General features: G+C 73.9%; 8 protein-coding genes and 1 other RNA gene. 7 read left to right on the top strand and 2 right to left on the bottom strand.

Translation table 11 applies throughout. The features are described 5' to 3' along the window. Positions 1 to 846 precede the first annotated feature (846 nt). Genes ACFU6K_RS20390 through ACFU6K_RS20380 form a run of 3 tightly spaced genes read left to right on the top strand, consistent with a single transcriptional unit; the run spans position 847 to position 3,588 of the window. Entirely contained in the window at positions 847 to 1,683 is an 837-nt protein-coding gene (locus tag ACFU6K_RS20390; protein WP_380664916.1) for a Nif3-like dinuclear metal center hexameric protein, read from the top strand. 23 nt (positions 1,684 to 1,706) lie between these two features. Further along, positions 1,707 to 2,450, top strand: a complete 744-nt coding sequence (locus ACFU6K_RS20385; RefSeq protein ID WP_380664914.1) for a zinc ribbon domain-containing protein — start codon at positions 1,707 to 1,709, stop codon at positions 2,448 to 2,450. A 4-nt stretch (positions 2,451 to 2,454) separates the two neighbouring features. Next, complete coding sequence (locus ACFU6K_RS20380) at positions 2,455 to 3,588, top strand: bifunctional RNase H/acid phosphatase (protein ID WP_380664912.1); 1,134 nt, start codon at positions 2,455 to 2,457, stop codon at positions 3,586 to 3,588. Between the two features lie 15 nt (positions 3,589 to 3,603). Here the strand turns inward: ACFU6K_RS20380 and yaaA are convergent, their stop codons facing one another. Then, positions 3,604 to 4,389, bottom strand: a complete 786-nt coding sequence (gene yaaA / locus ACFU6K_RS20375; RefSeq protein WP_380664910.1) for a peroxide stress protein YaaA — start codon at positions 4,387 to 4,389, stop codon at positions 3,604 to 3,606. Positions 4,390 to 4,399: 10 nt separating this feature from the next. Further along, positions 4,400 to 4,849 carry a DUF3995 domain-containing protein gene (locus ACFU6K_RS20370; protein ID WP_380664908.1) on the bottom strand — a complete coding sequence of 150 codons (450 nt, stop codon included), beginning with the start codon at positions 4,847 to 4,849 and terminating at the stop codon, positions 4,400 to 4,402. Positions 4,850 to 4,960: 111 nt separating this feature from the next. Between ACFU6K_RS20370 and ACFU6K_RS20365 the strand changes: the two genes are divergently transcribed. From ACFU6K_RS20365 to ACFU6K_RS20350, 4 genes are all read left to right on the top strand, one after another. After that, complete coding sequence (locus ACFU6K_RS20365; protein WP_380664906.1) at positions 4,961 to 6,412, top strand: RNB domain-containing ribonuclease; 1,452 nt, start codon at positions 4,961 to 4,963, stop codon at positions 6,410 to 6,412. A 150-nt stretch (positions 6,413 to 6,562) separates the two neighbouring features. Next, complete coding sequence (locus tag ACFU6K_RS20360; RefSeq protein WP_380664904.1) at positions 6,563 to 8,077, top strand: MFS transporter; 1,515 nt, start codon at positions 6,563 to 6,565, stop codon at positions 8,075 to 8,077. A gap of 13 nt (positions 8,078 to 8,090) precedes the next feature. Beyond that, positions 8,091 to 8,488, top strand: an RNA gene (rnpB, locus tag ACFU6K_RS20355) — RNase P RNA component class A. 334 nt (positions 8,489 to 8,822) lie between these two features. Continuing rightward, positions 8,823 to 9,338, top strand: coding sequence for an RICIN domain-containing protein (locus ACFU6K_RS20350; protein ID WP_380664902.1), 516 nt, complete (start codon positions 8,823 to 8,825; stop codon positions 9,336 to 9,338). Positions 9,339 to 9,367 lie beyond the last annotated feature (29 nt).

Genomic DNA, 9,367 nt, shown 5'->3' with positions numbered 1-9,367 from the left:
GTTCGACGGCGCGCGGCACCGGCCCTCGACCGGCCGGCCCGGCCGTGCGCCGGAAGCCACCGGCGGTGACCGCCCGGTCACCGCCGCGTCCCCGGCCTCCGGCACCGGCCGGTGCCGCCCGCGTCGCCTCCGGCCACGAACCCGCCGCACCCGGTCCGCGGTCCACCGATCCCCTGTCCTCGGCCGTACGCAGCGATGTGCCCGCCCCCATTCGCCACCACATCCCCTCGTCGCGGCCACCGCCCCTGGTGCCCACTGCTCGCGGCACCCGGGGGACGGCCCGGCCTGATCGGTTCCTCCGGAAGGGGCGGCGGTACCGCCCCGGTACGGGAGTGCTCACCCGGATCCCGTCCGGCCCGGCACGGCACCACCCGACTCCTGGTCGTGGCTGCCGCCGGGGCAACTCCCGTTCGCAGATGTGAAGTTACTTTCGAGCCGGCCGAAGCCTCAACGCAGAGCCGGTCACTTCACTCGTAAGGGTGCAAAGGCGTGGTTTCGCATTCGTACGAGAACCCTGCTGTGAGTAACGGACGCCCGGCGCGCGGCCGCGTACGGAGCGCGCGGGGCCCGCCGGGCGCCTCTCGTCGCAGATTGACGTGCACCCGTACGCCCTCAGCTCCCGTGTCCGAACAGTCGCGACGCACCGGCCGACGCGGCCTCGGCCCCTCGGTCGACGTCGCCGCGACGGGCCGACGACGGACCGACGACGGACCGACGACGGACGGGCGACGTGCCGACGGCGACCCGGCGACGCGGACGCGACGCGACCCGGCCGCGACCGTTCCCCCGGCGCCCGCCCGTACGGCCGAGGCCCGACCGCCCCCGCGCGCACGGTAGTCTCGACAGGTGCCGAAACTGTCCGACGTCATCACCGCGCTCGAAGAGGTCTACCCCCCGCAGTGGGCGGAGTCCTGGGACGCCGTCGGCCTGGTCTGCGGAGACCCTCAGACCGAGGTCAACCGCGTGCTCTTCGCCGTCGACCCCGTCCAGGCGGTCGTCGACGAGGCCGTGGAGTGGGGCGCCGACCTCGTGGTCACCCACCACCCGCTCTACCTGCGCGGCACCACCAGCGTCGCCGCGACCACCTTCAAGGGCCGGGTGGTGCACACGCTGATCACCAACGGCATCGCCCTGCACGTCGCCCACACCAACGCCGACCACGCCGACCCCGGCGTCTCGGACGCGCTCGCCGAGGCGGTGGGCCTGCGGGTGACCGGCCCGCTGGTGCCGGACCCGACCGACCCGCTGGGCCGCCGCGGCACCGGCCGGATCGGCCTGCTGGAGCCCCCGCTGGCCCTCTCCGCCTTCGCCGCGCAGGTGGCGGCGGGCCTGCCCGCCACCGCCGCCGGCGTCCGCGTGTCCGGCGACCCGGACCGGCTGGTCAGCCGGGTCGCGGTGTGCGGCGGCTCGGGCGACAGCTTCCTCGCCGACGTCCGGTCGGCCGGCGTGGACGCCTACCTGACCGCCGACCTGCGTCACCACCCGGCCTCCGAGGCCGCCGAGGCGTCGCCCGTCGCGCTGCTCGACGCCGCCCACTGGGCCACCGAGTGGCCCTGGCTCACCCTGGCCGAGCGGGCCCTGCTGGCCGCCGCCGACAAGCGCGGCTGGGCCGTGGAGACCAAGGTCTCCCACCGGGTCACCGACCCGTGGACCGCACACGCCCCCATGTCCTTCACCGCCTGACCCGATTCACAGGAGCTCTCCGCTTGAACGCCGCGCCCGCCGACCAGAACCGCCTGCTCGACCTCCAGGCCATCGACTCGAAGCTCGACCAGCTGGCCCACCGGCGCCGGAGCCTGCCCGAGCACGCCGAGATCGAGAAGGTCACCGCCGACCACACCGCGCTCAAGGACCTCGTCGTCGCCGCCGAGGCCCAGAAGGGCGACACCGCCCGCGAGCTGACCAAGGCCGAGCAGGACGTCGAGCAGGTCCGCTCCCGCGCCGCCCGCAACCAGCAGCGCCTGGACTCCGGCGCGATCACCTCGCCGAAGGACCTGGAGAACCTCCAGCACGAGATCGGCTCGCTCGCCAAGCGCCAGGGCGACCTGGAGGACGTCGTGCTGGAGATCATGGAGCGCCAGGAGAGCGCCAAGAGCCGGGTCGAGGAGCTGTCCGCCCGCCTGGAGCACTCCACCGTCGTCCTCACCGAGGCCGAGGGCCGCCGCGACGCCGCCTTCGCCGAGATCGACGGCGAGGCCGAGAAGGTCAAGCGCGACCGCGAGACCGTCGCCGCCGTCATCCCGGCCGACCTGCTGAAGGTCTACACCAAGCTGCGCGAGACCCAGGGCGGCGTCGGCGCGGCCCGCCTGTACCAGCGCCGCTGCGAGGGCTGCCGCACCGAGTTCTCGATCACCGAGCTGAACGCCATCAAGGCCGAGCCGGCCGACAAGGTCGTCCGCTGCGAGAACTGCTCGCGGATCCTGGTCCGCACCGCCGACTCGGGCGTCTGAGCCGGTGGCGGCGCGCTTCATCGTCGAGGCCGACGGCGGGTCCCGGGGCAACCCGGGGCCGGCCGGCTACGGCGCGGTGGTCCGTGACGGGGACACCGGGCAGATCATCGCCGAAGCCGCCGAGTTCATCGGCCACGCCACCAACAACGTGGCCGAGTACAAGGGCCTGATCGCCGGGCTCAAGGCGGCCCGCGACCTGGACCCGGACGCCTCGGTGGACGTCCGGATGGACTCCAAGCTGGTCGTCGAGCAGATGTCCGGGCGCTGGAAGATCAAGCACCCCGACATGCGGCCGCTCGCCGCCGAGGCGCGCACCGTCCTCCCGGGCGCCCGGGTCACGTACACCTGGATCCCGCGCGAGCGGAACAAGGACGCCGACCGGCTGGCCAACGAGGCGATGGACGCGGGCCGCGACGGCCGCCAGTGGGAGCCGAAGCCCAAGGCCGCGGTCGCCGACGAGCCGCCGCTGGAGACCGCCGCCCCCAAGGCCGGCTGGGCCGCCCCCGCCGACCTCGGCACCCCCACCACCTTCGTCCTGCTGCGCCACGGCGAGACCCCGCTCACCCCGGAGAAGCGTTTCTCCGGCAGCGGCGGCAGCGACCCGGAGCTCTCCGACAAGGGCCGCTGGCAGGCCGAGCGGGCCGCCGAGGCGCTGGCCGCGCGCGGCAGCGTCCAGGCGGTCGTCGCCTCCCCGATGCTCCGCACCCGGCAGACCGCCGAGACCGTCGCCGCCCGGCTCGGCCTGGAGGTCCGGTACGAGGACGGGCTGCGCGAGGTCGACTTCGGCGCCTGGGAGGGCCTGACCTTCGCCGAGGTGCGGGAGCGGTACCCGGACGACCTGACCGCCTGGCTCGGCTCCGCCAAGGCCAAACCGACCGGCAGCGGCGAGAGCTTCACCACGCTCACCCACCGGGCCGGCGTCGCCCGGGACAAGATCCTCGCCCGGTACGCGGGGAAGACCGTGCTGGTGGTCTCGCACGTCAGCCCGATCAAGACCCTGGTCCGGCTGGCGCTCGGCGCCCCGCCGGACTCGATGTACCGGATGGAGCTGTCCGCCGCCTCGATCTGCGCCGTCCAGTACTACGCGGACGGCAACGCCTCGGTGCGGCTGCTCAACGACACCTCGCACCTGCGCTGACCCCCACCCAGGGGGTCAGTGCGCCTCGGTGACCACCACGTCCAGCTGCCACGGCTTGCGCGCGGTGCCCTCCGCCGCCAGCTCGACGTGGTGGCCCAGCTCCAGCAGCGCGTCCATCAGCTCGCCAGGGGTCTTCGGCTCCGCCCCGGCCGCCAGCAGGTCCCGGACGATCCGCCCCTTGGTCGCCTTGTTGAAGTGGCTGACCACGCTGCGCTTGCCGTTCCGCTCCTGGAGCACCCGGACGGTCGCGGTCCGGGCGGCCACCTCGCCGGCCGGCTTCCAGGCCGCCGCGTACGCGGAACTGCGCAGGTCCAGCACCAGCCCGTCCGCGACCTCGGGGAGCACGGGGGCCATCGCGCTCCGCCAGTACGCCCCGAGCGCCCCCAGCTGCGGGAGTTTGACGCCCATCGAGCAGCGGTAGGACGGAATCCGGTCGGAGATCCGCACGGCGCCCCAGAGGCCGGAGAAGACCAGCAGCGACCGCTCGGCCCGGTCGTACGCGGCGGCGTCCAGGGTGGCCAGGCCGAGGTTGTCGAACAGCACCCCGGTGTACACCTCGCCCGCCGGACGGGCACCGGCCGTCGGCAGCCCGGCGTTCTTGGCGACCTCGCCGCGCAGACCGGGGGAGAGGCCGAGCACCTCGGAGGCGGTGTCCTCGTCACCCCGGCACAGGCCCACCAGCGCGTCCAGCACCGCGCCGCGCGCCGCCGTCAGCCCCGGCAGCGACAGTCGCTCCAGCGCCACCGGCCCGCCGTCCCCGGACCCGGCCTTGCCCTCCGAGGGCGGCAACAGCACCAGCACAGCGGACTCCTCAACAATCTGTGGCGGACGAACCCCGCAACCCTACTGCGGCGGCCCCGGCCCCCAGCGCCACACAGAGCGGCGAGTAGTACCGCACGTTCAGCCGCCGGAACCGCTCCGAACGCGCGCTCACCCGCCCGAACACCACCGGCCCGGCCACCCCGCGCGCCAGCAGCACCCCCGCCACCACCCCCACCCCGGTCCGCCGCACCCGCCGCGGACCCACCCCCGGCAGAACCCCGGCCTCCGCCCCCACCAGGTACGCCCCCGCCCCCAGCGCCCCCGCCACCGCCAGGCACGCGCCCACCGGTGGCACCCCCTCACCCCGCCCCACCACGACGTCCGCGAACTCCTCCGCCGACCCCAGCGGCCACGGCGTCACCGCCCACACCGCGTGCAGCACCCCCGTCGCCCCCAGCGCCGCAGCCACCACACCCCCGGCCACCCGCACCGCACCCATCGCCCAAACCCCCTTCGTGCACGGCCACTTGCCCCCACCGTACGAGTGCTTACGCCGCCCCCGGGCAGAGCCTGGCCCGGAACCGGCCGGTCCCGCTCTACCCTGACGTGCATGCCTCGCCGAAAACTGCGCGTCAAGGCCGCCGACTCCGCCCGGATCAACACCGAGCTGACGGAACTCCGCACCCGCCTGGAGATCCACACCGAGTGGCCGCGGGCCGTGCTCGCCGAGGCGGAGGAGGCCGCCGAGCGGCCCCGGCTGCCCGAGCACGACGCCACCGACCTGCCGCTGTTCACGGTCGACCCGCCCGGCTCCCGCGACCTCGACCAGGCCGTGCACCTCGCCCACCGGCCCGGCGGCGGTTACCGGGTGCACTACGCGATCGCCGACGTCGCCGCGTTCGTCCACCCCGGCGGCGCGATCGACACCGAGGCCCGACGCCGGGTCGAGACCCTCTACTTCCCCGACCACCGCGTCCCGCTGCACCCCACCCGGATCTCCGAGGACGCCGCCAGCCTGCTGCCCGGCGAGCCCCGCCCGGCCCTGCTCTGGCAGCTGGACCTGGACGCCGACGGCGCCGTCGTCCTCGCCGACCTGCGCCGCGCCCTGGTCCGCTCGCACCGCCGCCTGGACTACGCCGCCGTCGAGCGCGCGGTGGAGCTCGGCGGCGCCGACGAGCAGCTCGCCCTGTTCGCGACCGTCGGACGGCTGCGCGAGGAGCAGGAGCGCGCCCGCGGCGGGATCAGCCTGCCGGTGCCCGAGCAGGAGGTCGAGGAGACCCTGCACGGCTACGTCCTCGGCTACCGCGCCCCCGGCCCCGCCGACGGCTGGAACGCCCAGATCTCCCTGCTCACCGGCATGGCCGCGGCCGACCTGATGCTGGACGCGGGCATCGGCCTGCTGCGCACCCTGCCCGCCGCGCCCGCCACCGGGTACCAGCGGCTGCGCCGGATCGCCGCCGCCCTGGACGTGGACTGGCCGCAGGCCGTCCCGTACCCCGAGCTGATCCGCTCCCTGGACCCGGACGTCCCGCTCAACGCCGCCTTCCTCAACGCCTGTACGGGCCTGCTGCGCGGCGCCGGCTACCACGCCTTCGACGAGTCCCACGGCCTGCCCGCCCCCGCCGAGCCGGACCACGCCGCGCTCGCCGCCCCGTACGCGCACTGCACCGCGCCGCTGCGCCGGCTCGGGGACCGCTTCGCCCAGGAGGTGTGCGCGGCGGTGGCGGCGGGGGAGGACGTGCCGGAGTGGGTGCGCGAGGCGCTGCCGGCCGTCCCGGGGCTGATGGCGGGCGGGGACCGCCGGGCCGCGGAGGTCGAGCGGGCCTGCGTGGACCTGGTGGAGGCGGAGCTGCTCGCGGGCCGGGAGGGCGAGGACTTCGCCGCGGTGGTCATCGACGTCGACGAGCGGCGGCCCGGCTCCGGCACCGTCCAGCTGCGCGACCCGGCCGTCCGGGCCCGCTGCGACACGGCCGCGGACGGGCTGCCGCTCGGCCGGGTGATCGACGTCCGGCTGACGACGGCGGACCCGGCCACCCGGACCGTCCGCTTCACGGCGGTCTAGCGGGCCGCTTCGCCCGTCGCCCGCGTCGCCCGCCGCCCGCCGTCGCCCGGATGCACCGCCGACCGCCCGCGCCGGCGGGACGACGCCACGCGCCACCCGGACGCGCCGCCCACCCGCCCCGGCCCGCTCCGCGGTGGGAGGATCGGTCCCGTGCCCGACCCCCAGCCCCGCGCCGCCGCATCAGCGCCCGCCCCCGGGCCCGCGCTCGGGCGCCGCCGCCGTCTGCTCGTCCTGGCGATCTGCTGCCTGAGCCTGTTCATCGTCGGCCTCGACAACACCGTGGTGAACATCGCCCTGCCGGTGATCCAGCGGGACCTGGGCGCCCCGGCGTCCGGGCTGCAGTGGATCATCGACGCCTACACCCTGGTGCTGGCCTCGCTGCTGATGCTGTTCGGCTCGGTGGCCGACCGCTTCGGCCGCCGCCGGGTGTTCCAGACCGGCCTGGTCTGCTTCGCGCTCGGCTCGCTGCTGTGCAGCCAGGCGCTGAGCCTGGGCTGGCTGGTGGCGTTCCGGGCGCTCCAGGCGGTGGGCGGCTCGATGCTCAACCCGGTGGCGATGTCGATCATCACCAACACCTTCACCGACCCGAAGGAGCGGGCCCGGGCGATCGGCGTCTGGGGCGGCGTGGTCGGCATCTCGATGGCGCTCGGCCCGCTGCTCGGCGGCTTCCTGGTGGACGGCGCGGGCTGGCCGTCGATCTTCCTGATCAACGTCCCGGTGGCGCTCGCCGCCATCGCGCTGACCGCCCGCTACGTCCCGGAGTCCCGCGCCCCCCGGCCGCGCCGGCTGGACCCGGTGGGGCAGCTGCTGATGATCGTGCTGCTCGGCTGCGGCACCGCCGCGATCATCGAGGGCCCGGCCAACGGCTGGACCTCCCCGCTGATCCTCACCCTGGCCGCGACCGCGCTGGCCGCGCTGGCCGTCTTCCCGCTCTGGGAGCGGCGGGTGGCCGAGCCGCTGGTGGACCCCCGGTTCTTCGCCAGCGTGCCGTTCACCGGCGCCGCCGTCACCGCGGTCTGCGCGTTCGCCGCGCTCGGCGGCTTCCTCTTCCTCAGCACCCTCTACCTCCAGGACGTCCGGCACTACAGCCCGGTCGAGGCCGGCCTGTGGACGCTGCCGATGGCCGGGATGATGCTGGTCTGCGCGCCGCTGTCCGGACGGATCGTCGCCGGCCGGGGCCCGCGCCTGCCGCTGGTCGCGGCCGGGCTCGGCCTCGCCGCGAGCGGGCTGCTGCTCACCCGGCTCTCCGCCGACTCCCCGCCGGCCCTGCTGCTGGTCGCGTACGCGCTGTTCGGCTTCGGCTTCGGCATGGTGAACGCGCCGATCACCAACGCCGCCGTCGCGGGGATGCCGCGCGCCCAGGCGGGCGTGGCGGCGGCGGTCGCCTCGACCAGCCGTCAGGTCGGCCAGTCGCTGGGCGTGGCGGTGATCGGTACGGTCGTCACCTCGGCCGTGGTCGGACCGGTCGCGACCGGGTTCGCCCCGGCCAGCCACGCCGGTTGGTGGATCCTGGTCGGCCTCGGCGGCGCCGTCCTCGCCCTCGGCCTGGCCACCACCACCGCCCGGGCGAGCGCGACGGCGGCTCGGGTGGCCGCCCGCCTCGGCGCCGAGGCGCCGGCCGTCCGGTCCGGTGTACGGGAGGCGCCGCCCGAGCGGCTACGATGACCACTACGGCGGAAGAGCCGGCCGGGCGGTCGCGACGGGTCCCAGACCCGCCGAGGAACGTCCGGGCTCCACAGAGCAGGGTGGTGGGTAACGCCCACCCGGGGTGACCCGCGGGACAGTGCCACAGAAAACAGACCGCCCACCGCTTTTCGTGGTGGGTAAGGGTGAAACGGTGGTGTAAGAGACCACCAGCGACCGGGGTGACCCGGCCGGCTAGGTAAACCCCACCTGGAGCAAGGTCAAGATCGGCGCCCTCGGGCGCCGTGCGCGGACGATTGAAGGCTGCTCGCCCGAGTCCGCGGGTGGACCGCACGAGGCTGTCGGCAACGGCAGCCCTAGATGGATGGCCGCCTCCCCGGGCCGCGCAAGCAACCCGGGAGACAGAACCCGGCGTACAGGCCGACTCTTCCGTCGGTTAGCTTGAGCGAGGCCCCCTGATCTGCGAAACGCAGCAGATCAGGGGGCCTTTCTCTTTGGTCCTCCCCGGGTTGTCGATTCAGGGTGTTCTGTTTGTTCGGGGCCGTTGTGACGGCTGTTGGTGATGATGCTGGTGGGATGCCAGGGGCTGGAGCATCTGGTCGGCCGGCTTTCACCCGGGTTTGGCTGGTAATCGATCGAGTCCAGCCCTTGTCGCTGCCCAGGTTCCCATGTTCATAGTTAAAGCCTGACTCAAGGTATCTGCCCGCAGATGCCAATGATCGGAGATCTGGCTGTTGTGAAGCCGGATCCCAGAAAAGGACTGTGCATGAAATCGGTAGCGCGCCTCGCCGGAACGGTTGGTGCGTCCCTGGCACTTCTCCTCGGTTCGGCGGGCAACAGTCACGCCGTCACTGGAAGTGCTGTCACCTTCCATAACGTGAACTCGAATCTGTGCTTATCCGTCCCGGCCGCGTCGACGGGGTTCGAGTACCTCAACCAATTCAATTGCGGGGGTTATCCCGATCAGTACTGGGACATCCTTGAAGGCGCGGTGTGGAAGGGCGCCACGTACTACAAGATCGTCAACCGCAATAGCGGGCTGTGCCTGTCGGTGGACAAGGCTTCGAAGGCCGATCTCGCCCGTGTGACCCAGTATCCGTGCGGAACGCCGCTTTACCCGGACCAGTACTGGGCGTTCGGGGACTCCATGTACGGCGGGAGGCAGCTGGTGAATTGGAACAGCGGCAGGTGCCTGGCGATCGAGGGCGGGAGTTTCGACTGGACTGCTCCGGCGATCCAGTACACCTGCGGGACCTGGCGAGACCACTTCTGGGCTTTCTAGTAGAAGGGTCGGCCCTGTGTGCCGAAGGC

Origin of the sequence: Kitasatospora sp. NPDC057512, from assembly GCF_042802135.1 — a bacterium.
Lineage (GTDB): Bacteria > Actinomycetota > Actinomycetes > Streptomycetales > Streptomycetaceae > Kitasatospora.
This window is presented reverse-complemented; position numbering and strand designations above follow the sequence as displayed.